At 43.2% G+C, this 19,020-nt stretch carries 15 protein-coding genes and 1 pseudogene; 15 read left to right on the top strand and 1 reads right to left on the bottom strand.

Annotated features, from left to right (window positions below):
• Positions 1-5: 5 nt before the first annotated feature.
• From gltB to BN1067_RS14210, 15 genes and pseudogenes are all read left to right on the top strand, one after another.
• Positions 6-4,562: a glutamate synthase large subunit gene (gltB, locus tag BN1067_RS14285; protein WP_053219516.1), complete on the top strand. Its 4,557-nt coding sequence runs from the start codon at positions 6-8 to the stop codon at positions 4,560-4,562.
• 15 nt (positions 4,563-4,577) lie between these two features.
• Entirely contained in the window at positions 4,578-6,074 is a 1,497-nt protein-coding gene (locus tag BN1067_RS14280; RefSeq protein WP_053219515.1) for a glutamate synthase subunit beta, read from the top strand.
• Between the two features lie 244 nt (positions 6,075-6,318).
• Positions 6,319-7,386 carry a branched-chain amino acid aminotransferase gene (locus BN1067_RS14270; RefSeq protein WP_053219513.1) on the top strand — a complete coding sequence of 356 codons (1,068 nt, stop codon included), beginning with the start codon at positions 6,319-6,321 and terminating at the stop codon, positions 7,384-7,386.
• A 46-nt stretch (positions 7,387-7,432) separates the two neighbouring features.
• Complete coding sequence (locus BN1067_RS14265; RefSeq protein ID WP_324777904.1) at positions 7,433-8,413, top strand: LLM class flavin-dependent oxidoreductase; 981 nt, start codon at positions 7,433-7,435, stop codon at positions 8,411-8,413.
• Positions 8,414-8,644: 231 nt separating this feature from the next.
• A complete protein-coding gene (locus tag BN1067_RS14260) occupies positions 8,645-9,406 on the top strand; it encodes a gluconate 2-dehydrogenase subunit 3 family protein (RefSeq protein ID WP_053219512.1) in 762 nt (253 codons plus the stop codon).
• Between the two features lie 20 nt (positions 9,407-9,426).
• Entirely contained in the window at positions 9,427-11,163 is a 1,737-nt protein-coding gene (locus tag BN1067_RS14255) for a GMC family oxidoreductase (RefSeq protein ID WP_053219511.1), read from the top strand.
• Between the two features lie 40 nt (positions 11,164-11,203).
• Positions 11,204-11,428, top strand: coding sequence for a twin-arginine translocase TatA/TatE family subunit (tatA, locus tag BN1067_RS14250; protein WP_053219510.1), 225 nt, complete (start codon positions 11,204-11,206; stop codon positions 11,426-11,428).
• Between the two features lie 21 nt (positions 11,429-11,449).
• The gene (gene tatC / locus BN1067_RS14245; protein WP_053219509.1) at positions 11,450-12,184 is read left to right on the top strand and encodes a twin-arginine translocase subunit TatC; all 735 of its coding nucleotides are present in this window, start codon (positions 11,450-11,452) and stop codon (positions 12,182-12,184) included.
• 57 nt (positions 12,185-12,241) lie between these two features.
• The gene (locus BN1067_RS14240; protein ID WP_053219508.1) at positions 12,242-12,613 is read left to right on the top strand and encodes a c-type cytochrome; all 372 of its coding nucleotides are present in this window, start codon (positions 12,242-12,244) and stop codon (positions 12,611-12,613) included.
• Between the two features lie 313 nt (positions 12,614-12,926).
• Entirely contained in the window at positions 12,927-14,126 is a 1,200-nt protein-coding gene (locus tag BN1067_RS14235) for an MFS transporter (protein ID WP_110943608.1), read from the top strand.
• A 24-nt stretch (positions 14,127-14,150) separates the two neighbouring features.
• Entirely contained in the window at positions 14,151-14,432 is a 282-nt protein-coding gene (locus BN1067_RS14230) for a hypothetical protein (protein WP_053219505.1), read from the top strand.
• Positions 14,433-14,493: 61 nt separating this feature from the next.
• Positions 14,494-14,991, top strand: a complete 498-nt coding sequence (locus tag BN1067_RS14225; protein WP_053219506.1) for a tripartite tricarboxylate transporter permease — start codon at positions 14,494-14,496, stop codon at positions 14,989-14,991.
• Positions 14,982-15,701 (top strand): annotated as a pseudogene (locus BN1067_RS14220) (MFS transporter); the annotation flags it as partial. The gene BN1067_RS14225 and the pseudogene BN1067_RS14220, both read left to right, overlap by 10 nt.
• 24 nt (positions 15,702-15,725) lie before the next feature.
• On the top strand, positions 15,726-16,007 hold the full coding sequence (locus BN1067_RS14215; RefSeq protein WP_053219505.1) for a hypothetical protein: 282 nt from the start codon (positions 15,726-15,728) through the stop codon (positions 16,005-16,007).
• Between the two features lie 61 nt (positions 16,008-16,068).
• On the top strand, positions 16,069-18,012 hold the full coding sequence (locus BN1067_RS14210; RefSeq protein ID WP_053219504.1) for a tripartite tricarboxylate transporter permease: 1,944 nt from the start codon (positions 16,069-16,071) through the stop codon (positions 18,010-18,012).
• A gap of 3 nt (positions 18,013-18,015) precedes the next feature.
• Here the strand turns inward: BN1067_RS14210 and BN1067_RS14205 are convergent, their stop codons facing one another.
• Positions 18,016-18,987: a tripartite tricarboxylate transporter substrate binding protein gene (locus BN1067_RS14205; protein ID WP_053219503.1), complete on the bottom strand. Its 972-nt coding sequence runs from the start codon at positions 18,985-18,987 to the stop codon at positions 18,016-18,018.
• Between the last annotated feature and the right edge of the window lie 33 nt (positions 18,988-19,020).

Genomic DNA, 19,020 nt, shown 5'->3' with positions numbered 1-19,020 from the left:
AGATTATGACTTTCAATCAGATGCCTAAGGCACAAGGTTTATACAATCCTGAATTTGAACGTGATGCATGTGGAATTGGTTTATATGCTCATATCAAGGGATTAGCAACACACGATATTGTAAAAAAAGGATTGCAAATGCTATGCCAGCTTGACCATCGCGGTGGTCAGGGAAGCGACCCATTAACTGGAGACGGGGCAGGATTGATGGTGCAAGTACCGGACGCTTATTTCCGTAAAATATGCACGGACATGGAACTGCCAGAAGCGGGTAAGTATGGGGTAGGCATGGTATTTTTCTCAAGAGATGAAACGGAACAGCAACAATTGGAAGGCTATGTTAATCATATCATTGAACAAGAAGGGCAGAAGCTGCTCGGATGGCGAGATGTGCCCGTAAATGTCAGAAATATCGGAATAAAAGCACAGGAAACTTGTCCGGTTATCCGTCAGGTATTCATTGGTGCTGCGGACGATTTGGCGGACAATCTCGCTTTCGAACGCAAGCTGTATGTCATCCGCAAGCAGGCGGAAAACTGGGCACTTGACCAAGCGTATCGCTTTTACTTTGCCAGTTTATCCAGCAGGACGATTGTATATAAAGGTTTGTTAACGCCTGAACAAGTCGACGAATTTTACGTGGATTTGAAGGATGAGTCATTTGTTTCTGCTTTTTCCTTAGTACATTCACGTTTCAGTACCAATACTTTTCCGACATGGGAGAGGGCGCATCCGAACAGATATTTGATTCATAACGGTGAAATAAATACCATGCGCGGAAATACCAATTGGATGAAAGCTCGGGAAAAACAATTTGTTTCAGAAGCTTTTGGAGAAGACTTGAAAAAAATTCTTCCTGTATTGAATGGGGAAGGGAGCGATTCGGCGTTACTCGACAATGCGTTGGAATTTTTCACTCTGGCCGGAAGGAAGCCGGCACATGCTGCTATGATGCTGATTCCGGAACCGTGGAAGAACAACCCGCATATCTCTGCTGAAAAACGTGCCTTCTATGAGTATCACAGTACCTTGATGGAACAGTGGGACGGACCGACTTCGATTACCTTTACGGACGGTCGCCAGATCGGTGCAATTCTTGATCGGAATGGTCTGCGGCCTGCCCGTTATTATGTCACTAAGGATGACTATATTATTTATTCTTCGGAAGTAGGCGTTATCGATGTCGAAGAAGAGAATGTGTTATATAAAGATCGCCTAAGTCCGGGAAAAATGCTGCTGCTGGATTTGGAAGAAGGAAGAATTATCTCAGACGAAGAGATCAAGTCAGAAATGGCGCAAGAAAAGCCGTATCAGGAGTGGCTGGATAATCAGCTTGTAAAAGTTTCGAATCAGGTCGAACAAGCAGGTGCCGAACTGGCAGACGATTTATTCATCCGTCAAAAAGCTTTTGGCTATACGTATGAAGATATCTATAAATACCTTGTTCCTGTTGTGATGGAAGGAAAAGATCCTATCGGTTCAATGGGCAGTGACATGCCATTAGCCGTCCTATCAGACAGACCGCAGTCACTATTTAATTACTTTAAGCAATTGTTTGCCCAGGTGACCAATCCGCCGATTGACGCTTACCGAGAGCAAATTGTTACGTCTACCATGACGTTCCTCGGTCCGGAGGGAAACATTTTACATCCAGACCAAAGCAGCTGCCGTCGTATTCAATTGGAAACACCAGTGCTTTCCAATTATCAACTACAGGAATTTGCCGAGGACAAATATGAAGGATTTAGAAGCAGAAAGATTGATTCCCTATTTGAGGACGATTTAGAAATCGGACTCGAGAATCTTTTCAAAAAAGCAGACGAAGCCATAGTCAGTGGAATCAACTTGCTAATTTTATCGGATAAGAAAATGACAAATCAAAAACCTGCTATTCCGGCATTGCTGGCAGTAAGTGCTTTGCACCAGTATCTTGTCAGACAAGGAAAAAGAACAAAAGTCAGCATCCTGATCGAGACGGGAGAAACGCGCGAAGTTCATCATTTTGCCGCTTTGATCGGTTATGGTGCCGATGCAATCAATCCTTACCTAGTATTCGAAACTTTCAAACAAGTAATTGCTGAAGGAAACCTGGAGCTTGGTTATCAAAAGACAGTAGAAAAATACATTGCTGGTGTAACCGAAGGCGTAGTCAAAGTGATGTCTAAAATGGGTATTTCTACTATCCAAAGTTACCGAGGAGCACAAATTTTCGAAGCTGTCGGTATAGGCAAAGATGTCATTGACAAATATTTTACCGGCACAGCTTCCCAAATCGACGGAATCGGCATCGAAACAATCGGGGCAGAAACGAAAAAACGTCATAATGACGCATATGGTGAAACCATTGATGAAACATTGGACTCAGGAAGCGATTTTCAATGGAGAAAAGGCGGAGAACACCATGCCTTTAATCCGAAAACAATCCATACGTTACAGTGGGCATGCAGACGTGGGGATTACAGTCTGTTTAAAGAGTTCTCCAAAGCGGCAGATGGAGAAAGACTTAACTTTTTAAGAAACTTGTTTGCTTTTAAAAATGTTAATAAGACTATTCCGATTGAAGAGGTCGAGTCTGTTGAATCGATTGTCAAGCGCTTTAAAACCGGAGCGATGTCCTTCGGCTCTCTAAGTCAAGAAGCACATGAGGCGCTTGCGATTGCAATGAATCGTCTCGGTGGAAAAAGCAACAGCGGAGAAGGCGGCGAAGATCCGAGACGATTTACGCCGGATGAAAACGGAGACTCTCGGAAGAGCGCAATCAAACAGATAGCTTCCGGTCGTTTCGGTGTTAAAAGTCATTATTTGGTGAATGCTGAAGAATTGCAAATTAAAATGGCCCAGGGAGCGAAACCTGGAGAAGGCGGACAGCTTCCAGGAAACAAGGTATATCCTTGGGTAGCGGATGTCCGGGGTTCCACGCCTGGTGTTGGTTTGATTTCACCGCCTCCGCACCATGACATCTATTCGATAGAGGATTTGGCCCAGCTCATCCACGATTTAAAAAATGCGAACCGCGAGGCGAGAATCAGTGTCAAGCTTGTAGCAAAGGCCGGAGTGGGAACCATTGCCGCGGGTGTAGCCAAAGGAGCTGCTGACGTCATTTCTGTTGTTGGCTATGACGGCGGTACGGGAGCTTCTCCGAAAACAAGCATTAAACATACAGGTTTGCCTTGGGAGCTTGGATTGGCTGAGGCCCATCAAACCTTGATGCTCAATGGATTAAGAGATCGGGTGGTGCTGGAAACCGACGGAAAATTGATGACGGGCAGAGATGTCGTCATGGCGTCCTTACTAGGTGCTGAAGAATTTGGTTTTGCCACCGCGCCGCTTGTCGTGCTAGGTTGTGTGATGATGCGTGCCTGCCACTTGGATACTTGTCCTGTAGGTGTCGCTACCCAAAATCCGGAACTACGGAAAAAATTCATGGGCGATCCAGATCATATAGTGAATTACATGCGGTTTGTCGCACAGGAAGTACGAGAAATCATGGCTGAACTAGGATTCCGTTCTGTAGATGAAATGGTCGGAAGAACAGAGGTTTTGGAGGTAAGCGAGCGTGCCCAACAGCACTGGAAAGCAAAGTATCTTGACTTAACTCGGCTAATCCATCCTGTCGAAGGGATAAGAACTGCTCAGACGCAGCAAAACCATAAGTTGGAGCAATCGCTGGATTTGATGAAAATACTTCCAGCTGTGCAACCAGCTTTACTTCGCCGGGAAAAGGTCGATGTAACGTTCCCTATACGGAACATTAATCGGGTAGTAGGAACCATTACCGGAAGTGAAGTATCGAAAAGGTACGGGGCAGATGGTTTGCCTGAGGATACAATCACCTTGCGATTTAACGGTTCAGCCGGGCAAAGCTTCGGGGCATTTGTCCCTAAAGGAATGTCACTGTTATTAACGGGTGATGCCAATGATTATGTCGGAAAAGGTTTGTCGGGAGGCAAGATCGTTGTATCTGCTCCTCCAGAATCGTCTGTTTTTGCTGACAGCAATGTTATTGCGGGAAATGTAGCTTTTTATGGTGCTACTTCCGGCGAGGCTTATATAAATGGTCTGGCGGGTGAACGGTTTGCCGTTCGAAACAGCGGAGCGAAAGTGGTAGTCGAAGGAATTGGAGATCACGGTTGTGAATACATGACCGGTGGGCGTATTGTGGTTCTCGGTGAAGTTGGCAAAAACTTTGGTGCAGGTATGTCTGGTGGTGTTGCTTATGTGTACACCGAAAATCGAAAACTTTTCGAGTATTTGACTAACAAAGAAATGATCCAATTCGAGCAATTGGACAGCTATGAAGAAATCGAAGAGTTAAAAGCGATGGTCGAAAACCATTACCGCTATACATCTAGTAGCAAAGCAGCAGCTATCTTATCTGACTGGAGCCAGGCCATCAGTAAGTTTGTCAAAGTAATTCCAAAAGAATACAAGCAAACACTGGACCATATAGAAGGACTAAAAGCTTCCGGTTTGACGGAAGAAGAAGCGAAATTGCAGGCTTTCAATGCAAAAAAAGGGAAGAAGGTTATTCCTGCCCCAAAAAAACAGGTGGTAGTACACTAGAAAGGAGACTGGAATATGGGAAAAGCAACAGGTTTTATCGAAATTAAGCGGGAAGAAGCAATAGAACGTGATCCAAAACAACGCTTAAACGATTGGAAAGAATATTCTGCTCCTTTCTCGGACGAAGTGATGAGCAGACAAGGAGCCCGCTGTATGGACTGCGGTACTCCTTTCTGCCATATTGGCACGGAAATCAATGGGGCTACATCAGGCTGTCCCGTATATAATCTTATCCCAGAATGGAATGATTTGGTTTACCGTGGAAAATGGAAAGAAGCATTGGAGCGGTTGATGAAAACGAACAATTTCCCGGAATTTACCGGACGAGTTTGCCCGGCACCTTGTGAGGGCTCTTGTACAGTGGCGATTTCTGATCCTGCTGTAACAATCAAAAATATCGAACGGGCCATCATCGACAAAGGATTTGAAAATGGGTGGATCACTCCACGGATACCGGAAAAGAGAACAGGTAAAAACATCGCGATTATCGGTTCCGGACCGGCTGGCATGGCAAGTGCTGATCAGCTTAACCAGGCTGGACATACGGTGACCGTGTTCGAAAAAGCCGACAGAGCAGGCGGTTTACTGACATATGGCATTCCGAACATGAAATTGGAGAAAGAGGTAGTGGAACGTCGGGTCGATTTGTTGAGACAGGAAGGAATCGATTTTGTAACCAATACCGAAGTAGGTAAGGATATAACTGCTGAAGAATTAAATGCTCAATACGATGCGGTGATCGTTTGTACTGGTGCACAGAAACAACGTGACTTGCCATTGCCCGGTAGAGACGCTGAAGGGGTACACTTCGCAATGGATTATCTGACTGCTTCCACGAAAGACTTGCTTGGTTCAGAAATGCAAGAAGGAGAGCTTATCGACGCAAAAGGAAAAGACGTTATTGTAATTGGCGGTGGAGATACAGGTGCTGACTGCATTGCAACGGCATTAAGGCAGAACTGCAATAGCATTGTACAATTTGGTAAGCATCCCCAACTTCCTTTGGCAAGATCGGAAGACAATGCATGGCCGGAATTTCCGAAGGTCTTCAGCGTAGACTATGCTCATAAAGAGGCTAAAGTAAAATTCGGGGAAGACCCGCGTCAATACTCGATTCAAACAAAGAAATTCGTCAAAGATGAAAATGGAAAACTGAAAGAATTGCATACAGTACAAATGAAAAAGGTAACAGATGAAACAGGCATGTTTGTGTATGAAGAAGTCCCTGGGACAGAAAAAATTTGGCCAGCACAGCTCGTTTTGATTGCAATTGGTTTCGAAGGACCAGAACAATCTGTTTTACAACAATTTGGCATCGAGACAAACAACCGGAAAGCAAAAGCAGCATATGGCGACTTCTCTACCAATGTAGAAGGTGTCTTTGCAGCTGGTGACGCGCGGAGAGGCCAAAGTTTAATCGTTTGGGCAATCAATGAAGGACGAGAAGTAGCACGACAGGTCGATCAATATTTGATGGGTACTTCTTCGCTCCCTTCAGTAGCCGCTATGTAATACAGTGAAAGTTTGACATACCTTGGTTCCCAAGCGGAATCAAGGTATTATCTTTGCAGCCAGCGTCTCGTTCTTCTGTTTTTTTGTATCAAGGTTGCCTCCCGTCGAAAAGACTAAACTTCTTAAAGAAAGCGCTTGCTTTAAAAAGATGGCTATTTCCGCTTGTTTTTTATCACCGTTTCGTACTAAAATGTTTTTTACAAACAATTTTGAAAATAATACATACAAGCAGGGAGACTTTTTCATGGAACCAATCAAAATTACGAAATCAAGAACAAGCAAATCTAAGCCAGCTGATGACAAACTGGAATTTGGCAGGGTATTCACTGATCACATGTTCATAATGGATTATTCAACGGAAAAGGGATGGCACGAACCAAGAATCATCCCCTACCAACCATTGACTCTAGATCCAGCCTCTATCATTTTTCATTATGGGCAAACGGTGTTTGAAGGGTTGAAAGCTTATTTGACACCTGATGGAGATGTTAAACTGTTCCGTCCGGAAAAGAATGTACAGCGATTGAATCGATCGAATGATCGATTGTGCATTCCTCATATCGATGAAACATTGGCTTTAGAGGCGATTACAACATTAGTGTCCATTGACAAAGACTGGGTGCCTTCCGCGGAAGGGACATCGTTATATATCAGACCGTTCGTTATTTCAACAGAGCCTTACTTGGGAGTAGCACCTTCGCAAAATTATCAATTCATTATCATTTTGTCTCCAGTAGGGGCTTATTACAAGGAAGGGATTAATCCAGTCAAGATAGCAGTAGAAAATGAATTTGTCCGGGCTGTTGCAGGTGGAACCGGTGAGGCGAAAACAGCTGGGAATTATGCAGCCAGCTTGAAGGCACAGGAAATGGTCGCCGACAAGGGGTATGCGCAGGTTCTATGGCTTGACGGTGTCGAAAAGAAATATATCGAAGAAGTCGGGAGTATGAACGTTTTCTTTAAAATTGACGGAGAAGTTATCACCCCTGCTTTAAATGGAAGCATACTGGAAGGTGTCACAAGAAGTTCCGTGATTGAATTACTGAAAGATTGGGATTATCCGGTAAGCGAACGAAAAATCTCGATGCAAGAGGTATTTGAAGCTGCAAAACAAGGAAGGCTGGAAGAAGCTTTTGGTTCAGGAACTGCAGCAGTCATTTCACCGATAGGCGAACTTTCTTGGGAAGGAGAAAGTATTGTAGTCAATCATGGAGAAACAGGGGCAGTTGCCAAACAGCTTTACGACACGTTGACAGGTATTCAGACAGGAAAGCAGCCGGATCCGTTTAACTGGACGGTAATTGTAGAATAATAACCACATGCCATTTATATGAACGGAATAATGAGGAAGAAGGGCAATGATGAAGTTAAGTATATTGGATCAGGCGCCGATTTTCCCTGGTCATACTGCAAGTCAAGCATTGCAAGCAACGATTGAACTTGCCAAGCTGGCGGAGGAATGGGGATACACCAGATACTGGATGGCAGAACACCATGGTCTGGAGAACATTGCCTGTTCGAATCCAGAAACAATGCTAGGTTTCCTTGGGGCCATTACTAGTAATATCCGGCTCGGGAGTGGCGCTGTGTTACTGCCGCATTATCGTTCATATAAAATAGCTGAGACATACAATCAGCTTGCGGTTCTGTGTCCGGGTCGAATCGACATAGGAATTGGTCGGGGGCCAGGCGGGTCTGCCGAAACTGTCATCGCACTTTCCGGGAATTTCCTTGAAAATGTAAAGGCATTTCCGGAAAAAGTAACGGAGTTGCTGCATTTTCTCCGAAGAGACTTTACGGAAAACAATATTTTTGCCAAAATCAACCCAAATCCAATACCTAGGTTCTCTCCACTGCCATGGATGCTTGGTACGAGTGAAAAGAGCGCCCAACTTGCAGCAAAAATGGGTACTGGATACGTTTTTGGTGAATTTATGAGTGAGAACGATGGAGAAGCCGCTATCCGGAACTACCGGACGCATTTCGAGCCTGGCCCGGAATTTTCATCTCCATATACCATTTTGACTGTTCAAGTTGTCTGCGCACCTTTGCAAGAGGAGGCGAACGATATTACCTATTCAGTCTTGCACAAACAACTGGTTGAAGAGAAGCGCTCATTGAAACAAAATCCAATTCTTAACGAAGAGGATAAAAGAAAACTCCGTAACAAGATAGAAAAGGTGATAGCTGGTACCCCTGAAATGGTTAAACGTAAATTGGAAAAACTTCATGCTGCTTATCAGGCAGATGAAATCATGGTGATTACCTATACGAATGACTATCAGCAACGAAAAGATTCCTATCGGTTATTGTCTGAAAGTATACTGCAAATCAAATGAATAGTTTAAACCTTTAAAAGCTTGTAGAGAACCGTTGTTCTTCTGCAAGCTTTATTTTTTCTTTTTTAAAAATGCTTAATCAAAGCTTTCCTGCCCACCAGCCAAAAGGTAATGCAGGAAAAATGGCACAATTTTTTCTTCATATATGTTTAACAAGTTTATTCAGTGGTAACTAGTACTAAAGGTTACCTTACTCAAGTAACCACTACATAAATCGGAAGGAGGAACAAGATGGCGGAAAATAACAGCAATTCAAAAATGTCACGCCGGAAGTTCATTAAAAACTCCGGCTATGTAGCAGGAGGGGCAATTGGAGGCGGGTTGCTCGGAACCCTTATTACGACTAATGTAACGAATAATGAAAGCCAAACAGCATCCAACTCAACGGACGGAGGTTCCAGCCAAACCAATTTCAACAAGGCTTTAATGTACTTCTCCAGACAAGAAGATTTCAACATACTTAGTGCAGCGACGGAGAGGATTTTTCCTGAAGACGATAATGGACCAGGTGCCATAGAATTGGGAGTTCCTTACTTCATTGATCACCAATTAGCTGGAGCATATGGACATAACGATAAGGAGTACATGCAAGGGCCTTTTTTCGAAGGATCTGATTTTCAAGGATATCAAACAAGACTTAAGCGTCATGAAGTGTTTGATGTAGGCATTCGGGCACTTGAAAAGCAAAGTCAAAAAGACTTTGATGCATCGTTTGTAGATTTGGAAGGAGAGCAACAGGATGAAATTCTTCAAAAATTCCAGGATGGGGAAGTGGATTTAAAAGGTGTCACAGCCACTACCTTTTTCGAGCTTCTTCGCTCGGCCACAATTGAAGGTGCCTATTCTGATCCGCTTTATGGTGGGAACGAAAACATGGCAGCCTGGAAAATGAAAGAGTATCCTGGAAGCCAAATGAGTTACCTTGATGAAATTGAAAAGGATGAATTCATCGAGAAAGAACCTCGGGCATTGAGAGCCCATATCTCATCATAATAAGCATAGGGGGATGAAACATGGCAACGAAATTGGATAAAGTGGAAGTAGTAACAGTCGGAGTAGGCTGGACAGGCGGAATAATAGCAGCAGAACTCTCAAAAGAAGGGGTACAGGTTGTTGGTCTCGAACGAGGAAAAGAGAGATTGACAGAAGACTTTCAAATGGTGCACGACGAGTACCGATATGCCATCCGTTACGATTTAATGCAGGATTTGTCTAAAGAAACCCTTACTTTCCGGAACAATAGAGACGAAAGGGCATTGCCGATGCGGCAATTGGGTTCGTTTTTGTTAGGGGAAGGCCAGGGTGGAGCCGGTGTACATTGGAACGGACAGACTTGGCGCTTTTTACCATATGACCTGCAAATCAAATCGATGACTGAAGAAAAATACGGAAACAAATTAGGAGATGAATATACCCTGCAGGATTGGGGCATCACCTACGAAGAATTAGAACCGTATTTTTACAAATTTGAACAGACAGCCGGTATCGGAGGCGAAGATAATCCAATGGGCGCACCTAGAAGCAACCCATACCCAAATCCACCAATGCTGGACACTCCAATCACTAAGCGATTCAAAGAAGCAGCAAAAAATCTTAAATTGCATCCATTTCAGATGCCTTCTGCCAACATGACGGAAAACTACGAAAATCCTGACGGGCAAAAAATGTACAAATGCCAATATTGTGGATTTTGCGAACGTTTCGGTTGTGAATATGGAGCAAAAGCTTCTCCTAATGTAACGGTTATTCCTACGGCACAAGCTACCGGCAATTTTGAATTGAGAACTGGTGCTAATGTGACAGAAATCCTTCATGATGGCAATCGGGCTACAGGTGTAAGGTATGTGGATGTACAATCAGGCGAAGAGTTTGAACAGCCTGCTGACATTGTCGTTTTGACAAGTTATGTCATGAACAATACCCGACTTTTGCTACAGTCTGAACTTGGACAACCTTATGACCCGGAGACAGGAAATGGTGTAATTGGGAAAAACTATTGCTATCAGATCCTGCCAGGAGCTACCGGTTTCTTTGAAGAAGAGAAATTCAATACTTATATGGGTGCAGGTGCCCTTGGAGCTTCTGTCGATGATTACAATGGGGATAACTTTGATCATTCCGATCTTGATTTCATCCACGGTGCTTCGGTTTCCATTACACAAACCGGTAAACGTCCGATCAATAACAACACTGTACCGAGCGGGACTCCAAACTGGGGTCAGGAATTTAAAGCTCAGTCGATTAAATATTATCACAGAACTTTATCAGTAGGAGGACAGGGAGCTTCCATTCCGCATCGCGATAATTATTTAAGTCTTGATCCAGATTACAAGGATGCATATGGCAATCCACTGCTAAGACTGACATACGATTATACGGAGCAAGACCGAAAACTACATGAGTATATTTCTGAAAAATGTGCGGAAATTCTGAAGGAAATGGGTGCCGATAATGTAGAGCCCCGTTCTATAAGCGATCATTATAACATTGTTCCCTACCAAACAACCCACAACACTGGTGGGGTGATCATGGGCGATGACCCAGAGACATCTGCTGTCAACAATTACTTACAAATGTGGGATGCCGATAATGTTTTCGTAGTAGGTGCTTCTGCATTTGCTCATAATGGCGGCTACAACCCTACCGGAACAGTAGGCGCGCTTGCTTATCGTGCAGCTGAAGGTATTTTAAAATTCAGGGATGAAGACGGTCAGCTTGTGCAATCGAAGAAAGATAGCCAACTAGTTTAATAGGAACTACTTACTAAGTGAGAAAAAGGAGAGATATGGTATGGGAATAACAAACATCGGAATCCCCGGCCTGATAATCATTCTGGTTGTCACATTGATCATTTTCGGACCGAAGAAACTTCCGGAAATCGGTGCAGCTTTTGGCCAGACATTATCAGAATTTAAAAAATCGGCCAGCCACCTGATGAGTGACAGCGATGAATCGAGTAGCAGCAAGAAAACGATTGATGCCCCTGAGGAAGAAAAAAAAGACTTACCATCTTAACGGTTTAAGGGGAGAGTAGGCATGCATCAGGCGCAAGTTGAGGAACAGACATTAGTTGAGCATATTACAGATCTGCGAAAAGCAATCATAAACTCTGTCGTTTTTTTCGCTGTTTGTTTTATTGTGATTTTGTTATTTATTAATCAAGTAATCCCGATTTTAACGGATCAAGAAAAGCTTGTTATGCTTGGCCCACTTGATGTTGTTAGATTTTATACAGGAATTGCCGGGAGTCTTAGTCTCGGCTTTTCCGCCCCGTTTATCGGATATCAAATTTGGAAATTTGTAAAGCCGGCTTTGACAGAAGAAGAAAGCAAAACAGCGATTACATTTATTCCGGGAATCTTTTTTAGTTTTGTTGCAGGGTTGGCCTTTGGATTTTTTGTCATTTTTCCTACTGTCTTTGGTTTTTTGATGAACCTGGGGACGCATAACTTCGATATGATGATTACCGCAAGAGAGTATTTTTCTTTTATGTTGATGACGTCGATTCCACTAGGATTTTTATTTGAAGTACCACTGGTGTTGATGTTTCTGACGGCGATCGGGCTTGTGACCCCGGACAAGCTAGGAAAAGTCCGTAAATACGGTTACCTGCTTATGGCGGTACTTTCTGCTTTAATTACCCCGCCTGATGTTATTTCGCAAATCATCGTTTTGGGTCCATTAATAGCGCTTTATGAGCTCGGTGTTGTGCTTTCCAAGGTAATGTATAAACGAAAACTTCGGACTGAAACAGAAAGGGAAGCATCCTGACTTTGCTAAGTTAATTTTTTAACTTATAGATGATTTTACAAGGAGGAATAGGCTAACATGATTAAAAGCAAAAAGTTTTTCTTAATGGTTTCATTATTTGTGCTGGCTTTGCTGCTGGCAGCTTGTGGAGGAGGCGGTGACGAAGGCTCCGAAGGTTCTGATTCAGGTGGAAGTTCTGAAACAGCTGAATCCGGAGATCCTGCAAACGGGGAGTCTGTTTTTGAGAACAACTGCTTATCTTGTCACGGTGAACAAGGGAGCGGTGCAAGCGGACCAAACTTACAGGAGTCAGAAGTTTCCCAAGATCAAGGACAAGTCGAGGATAAAGTTAGAAATGGAGGAAACGGTATGCCTTCTTTTGAAGGAGACCTTTCTGACTCTGAAATTGCAGACGTAGCAGCATATATTACAGAGGAAGTAGCTCAGTAATCGCTATAACGATTTGTTAAACAGCTTGTAGAGAATATGGTTCTCTACAAGCTGTTTTATTTTTGTAAGTAATTCATTTTTCTTAACTCCCACTCTGGTGCCCTTTGTGTGACAAACGAAGAGCCTTAAAGTTTTTACCCTTTCTTTTTCCCGTTTTTTATACCAGGTTCTACCTGGTAATTTTTTTTACTAATAATAAAGGATGCAGGTCTCATAATAGGTAGCAAAGTATAAAAGGAGAGTGTCAAGCCCAGTGGCAACTAAATTACACAAAGGACCCGCTATATTAGCAATCAGTTCAATTCCGCTTATTATGACACTTGGCAATTCGATGCTCATACCTATTTTGCCTAAAATGCAATCGGAGTTGAACATAAATGGTTTCCAGGCAAGTTTGACCATAACTATTTTCTCCATTGCCGCAGCTGTCTCCATCCCTATTTTGGGTTACTTGTCCGATCGCTTTAACCGAAAAAGTATCATTTTGCCAGCTTTGACGCTTTACGGCTTGGGCGGACTGCTTGCAGGAATGGCAAGCGCGTGGTTCGATAACGCTTATATGTGGGTGCTTATCGGAAGGGCACTTCAGGGGATCGGAGCTGCGGGAACGGCCCCGATAGCGATGGCATTAACCGGTGACTTATTTAAAGGGGGAGAACAAAGCAAAGTGCTGGGATTGGTGGAGGCTTCCAACGGTTTTGGAAAAGTGCTTTCACCCATCGTCGGTTCTCTATTAGCTTTACTCGTATGGTATGGACCGTTTTTTGGCTTTCCTGTATTTTGTCTCATTTCGATCTTGTTGATGCTGTTTTTTGTTCGCGAAAAAAAGAAAAAACAAAAACCACCGACACTTGGAAATTATTTAAAAGGTTTGTTTACAGTATTTAAGCATGAAGGACGTTGGCTTTTTACTGCATATCTGGCAGGGGCAACCGGATTGTTTACATTATTTGGTCTGTTATTTTACTTATCAGATGTCCTGGAGACAGATTACAACATTGATGGCGTGCTTAAAGGATGTATTTTAGCCATTCCATTGCTTTTTCTTATGATTACTTCGTTTACCACCGGAAGTAAAATCGGGAAAAATCATCGTGTCATGAAGTCGTTGATTGTTTTAGGATTATTGTTGATGACCGCTTCCTTTGCATCGTTAGTATTTTTCACAAAGCTTGTTCCGTTTATAGCTGTACTGGTTGTTAGCAGTATCGGTACCGGTCTTGTGCTTCCCTGTCTGAACAGTTTTATTACCGGGTCTGTCGGCAAAGCGAGAAGAGGGTTTGTTACCTCTTTATATGGTTCCGTCCGCTTTCTTGGAGTAGCTGCCGGCCCGCCGGTATACGGTTGGTTAATGAACTGGTCCAGAAATGGAATGTTTCTGACGACTGCAGGTTTGACACTATTTGTCGCACTGCTGTGTCTGCTGCTTATTCATGTGAAGAAGAAAAAATCAGAGGACGATGATGACTCTGCACATTCTTTATTCAAAAAACTTCAATTAACTACAGAGTGACAAGGATAGAAGGAGGAAAAAGCATTGCAACTATATTTTTCACCAGAATTTTTAAAAGAAGACGCACAAGTATTGAACGTTGTGGATGATGGAGATAAAGCTGTCGGTTACCTGGCGTTTTTATTTGAAAATGAAAAGATGTATGTATATGGCCAATTGGAACACGATGGCGTAAGGGAAGACTTCAAGGACTTGGTTAAACCATATTTACAAGGACTCAGTAAATTAAAGCCCAACCTGGAAGTGTACTCCTACTTGACAGTCGGGGGCAAAAAAGTCGAGTTGGAAGAGGAAAACAATAATTAGCACATTCTGTTAACTGGGTGAATATCATATCTTATCTTCTAATTGGGAGGATAGGGTACTTATGGCTTTTATCGGGGAAATCTTCGAGCTCCATCATCTATTGTTCTTAACAGCAGGGTTACTGACAGGTATCATTGTCGGAGCCTTGCCAGGATTGACGCCTACGATGGGTGTAGCGTTAACGATCCCTTTCACCTTTACGTTAGGGCCGACAGAAGGATTAATCCTTCTGGGGGGGATTTATTGCGGAAGCGTTTTCGGCGGTTCCATTCCTGCAATCTTATTTAATGTACCAGGAGCACCAGCCTCTGTAGCTACGACTTTTGACGGTTATCCAATGGCGCAAAAAGGACAAGGGCGAAGAGCACTTGAATTGACAACAATTGCTTCGGTCATCGGTGGGTTAATCGGGATGTTTATGCTCGTTTTCTTTGCACCGGTTTTTGCCGATATTTCCTTACAATTCGGCCCTGCCCAAACCTTTTGGATAGCCGTTTTTGGTATTACAGCAATTGCGGCTATTTCCGATGGAACGGTCGGTAAAAACNGATCTTGTTGATGCTGTTTTTTGTTCGCGAAAAAAAGAAAAAACAAAAACCACCGACACTTGGAAATTATTTAAAAGGTTTGTTTACAGTATTTAAGCATGAAGGACGTTGGCTTTTTACTGCATATCTGGCAGGGGCAACCGGATTGTTTACATTATTTGGTCTGTTATTTTACTTATCAGATGTCCTGGAGACAGATTACAACATTGATGGCGTGCTTAAAGGATGTATTTTAGCCATTCCATTGCTTTTTCTTATGATTACTTCGTTTACCACCGGAAGTAAAATCGGGAAAAATCATCGTGTCATGAAGTCGTTGATTGTTTTAGGATTATTGTTGATGACCGCTTCCTTTGCATCGTTAGTATTTTTCACAAAGCTTGTTCCGTTTATAGCTGTACTGGTTGTTAGCAGTATCGGTACCGGTCTTGTGCTTCCCTGTCTGAACAGTTTTATTACCGGGTCTGTCGGCAAAGCGAGAAGAGGGTTTGTTACCTCTTTATATGGTTCCGTCCGCTTTCTTGGAGTAGCTGCCGGCCCGCCGGTATACGGTTGGTTAATGAACTGGTCCAGAAATGGAATGTTTCTGACGACTGCAGGTTTGACACTATTTGTCGCACTGCTGTGTCTGCTGCTTATTCATGTGAAGAAGAAAAAATCAGAGGACGATGATGACTCTGCACATTCTTTATTCAAAAAACTTCAATTAACTACAGAGTGACAAGGATAGAAGGAGGAAAAAGCATTGCAACTATATTTTTCACCAGAATTTTTAAAAGAAGACGCACAAGTATTGAACGTTGTGGATGATGGAGATAAAGCTGTCGGTTACCTGGCGTTTTTATTTGAAAATGAAAAGATGTATGTATATGGCCAATTGGAACACGATGGCGTAAGGGAAGACTTCAAGGACTTGGTTAAACCATATTTACAAGGACTCAGTAAATTAAAGCCCAACCTGGAAGTGTACTCCTACTTGACAGTCGGGGGCAAAAAAGTCGAGTTGGAAGAGGAAAACAATAATTAGCACATTCTGTTAACTGGGTGAATATCATATCTTATCTTCTAATTGGGAGGATAGGGTACTTATGGCTTTTATCGGGGAAATCTTCGAGCTCCATCATCTATTGTTCTTAACAGCAGGGTTACTGACAGGTATCATTGTCGGAGCCTTGCCAGGATTGACGCCTACGATGGGTGTAGCGTTAACGATCCCTTTCACCTTTACGTTAGGGCCGACAGAAGGATTAATCCTTCTGGGGGGGATTTATTGCGGAAGCGTTTTCGGCGGTTCCATTCCTGCAATCTTATTTAATGTACCAGGAGCACCAGCCTCTGTAGCTACGACTTTTGACGGTTATCCAATGGCGCAAAAAGGACAAGGGCGAAGAGCACTTGAATTGACAACAATTGCTTCGGTCATCGGTGGGTTAATCGGGATGTTTATGCTCGTTTTCTTTGCACCGGTTTTTGCCGATATTTCCTTACAATTCGGCCCTGCCCAAACCTTTTGGATAGCCGTTTTTGGTATTACAGCAATTGCGGCTATTTCCGATGGAACGGTCGGTAAAAACTTGATTGGCGGGTGCATTGGAGTCTGTCTTTCCTTTGTAGGAATTCATACCGTAACGGGAATGCCCAGGTTTACTTTTGGCATCGACAGTTTTGTCGGAGGTTTTCATATTGTTGCCGTATTGATCGGATTATTTGCCATTCCCCAGGCAATTCGACTGATAGAAATGCTAACAGTCCCTGAAAAAAGGCAAGCAACGAACTTGAAAATGAAACGGTCGACCATCAAACAATCGTTTAAAGACGTACTGCTTCGTCCTAAGTCTGTATTGATAGGAAGTGGTGTAGGGTCGTTTATTGGGATGATTCCAGGAGCTGGCGGTAATATTGCAAGCATACTGGCTTACAATGAAGTGAAGCGGTTCTCAAAAGACAAAACCGGATTTGGAAAAGGGGAGAAGCATGGCATCATTGCATCTGAAAGTGCAAACAATGCCATGGTAGGTGGTTCGTTGATTCCTTTATTGACCCTGGGTATCCCTGGTTCCCCGACAGCGGCTATATTTCTCGGCGGATTACTGATTCACGGAATTTGGCCTGGAAGGAATTTGTTTGTAGAGCATGCAGATGTCGCCTATACCTTTTTGTTTAGTATGGTAGCAGCACAGGTTTTATTGTTGTTTCTCGGTTTAGCATTGATCCGGTATATGACCAAACTTGCTATGATTCCTTCTTTTTTTATGGCACCTGTTATCCTGTCTTTTTCCATAATAGGGGCTTATACTACCCAGAATAGTGTCTTCGATGTGTACACTGCAGTGGTTATAGGTGTCGCCATGTTTTTGCTGCAAAAATTTAACTTCTCAGCTGCTCCGATTGCGCTGGGATTTATTCTGGGAAGTATTGCGGAGGAAGGACTTCTTACCGGAATACAAGTTGGCATAGCAGAGGGGGGGGCGTGGCGTTATTTCTTTACGGGAGGTTGGAACCTCGCTCTGGTCCTGATAATTGCAGGTACGATTATAACAGCGATTTATCAAGGAATTAGATCATATCGACAAAAGGCAATCCATAGAGAAACAACAGACGCCAACTTTCGGATCGGCAACCGGATTTTATGGCTAATGGGGGCATTGTTTAGCTTGTTCCTTGTTTTCCTTCTGAATGGTTTACAATTCGAGCTTCGTATAATGCCGCAAATGACGCTCATAACCCTGGCCTTGTTAGCCATAGTGGAAATGCTACAGAGAAACAAAAGCGAATTACAGGAACAGATCATCTTCTCAAAAAAACTGTTACCTTTGATGGTGCCTCTATTGCTTCTTCTTTTTTCCATGGAATTAATCGGATTTTATTTGCAAGCAATGTTTCTTATGCTTCTTATTCCGGGTTATGCCATGAAAAAAAAATGGCGGGCATTCTCTTATAAGCGATTGTTGGGTATTGCCGTAATTTTTACAGCACTGCTATACCTGGTGTTTTCGCTTCTCTTCCAAGTGCCATTACCTATAATAAGTTAAAAGTCAATCGACCACCCCGATGGACTCCAGCAATTGTTTATAATCCTTAGAACGTTGATCTATTTCTTTGGTTACCTGTTGCCGATCCATGATCAGCATATCAGCACCCGCTTGTTCCATTTCCGCCAAAAAATCTTGATCGTCTAAAAGCTTGAGAAAAGCCGATTCCAATTTACTTATTATTTCTTCGGGTGTTCCCTCCCTGGCGGCTATCCCACGGTCTGTACTCATGATGATATCCGGGTAGCCAAGTTCTTTAAAGGTTGGAATATCCGGAGCAAAAGGGTGACGTTCTTCCGAAGCGATTGCCAATGGTCTCACTTCATCTCCCAATCGGTACACATCAGATAGATTTCCTGCGAGTATTTCCGTGTGTCCGCCAAGCAAAGAGGAGATTGCTTCGGAAGAACCTTTGAATGGAACATCTTCCACATCGATACTTGCAGCATTTTCCAAAAGCAAAATAGCGAGATGTTGGCCAACGAATTTTCCGGCGTTTCCAATTGTCAGTGTACCTGGCTCTCGTTTTGCCAGCGCAATTAAATCTTCCAGTGTCTGAATATTGCTCTCAGAGCGTACCGCAAATACTGTGGGATCTCCTCCCCAATTAACGATTGGATCAAAGGTTTCCACCTCATAAGCTGTATCACCAACCAATGGCTGGGTGATGATATGAGGGAGATTGTAGGCTGAAAGGATATATCCATCTGGCTTAACCGAAGAGAAATAGTTCCAGCCCACTTGTCCTCCACCTCCTGGTTTGTTGACAATTACCATTTCCTCTCCCAGGTATTTTTTTGCATACTTCGCTATAATCCTCGCTTGTGTGTCTGTAGCGGCACCAGGGGAGTATGCTACGACTAGCTGAATACTTTTGTTCGGAAAACTTTCCGCTACGCCTTGATTGTTACTGCAACCGGAGAGTAAAGTAAAAACCACACACGAAAGAAAGAAAAGTTTGATGATTTTTCTCATACTGCCCACTCCTTCCTCATCAAGAAAGGATAT

This window comes from Virgibacillus senegalensis, assembly GCF_000821245.2.
Taxonomy (GTDB): domain Bacteria; phylum Bacillota; class Bacilli; order Bacillales; family Amphibacillaceae; genus Sediminibacillus; species Sediminibacillus senegalensis.
Note: the sequence above shows the minus strand (reverse complement) of the source record. Positions and strands in the feature narration are given on the sequence as shown.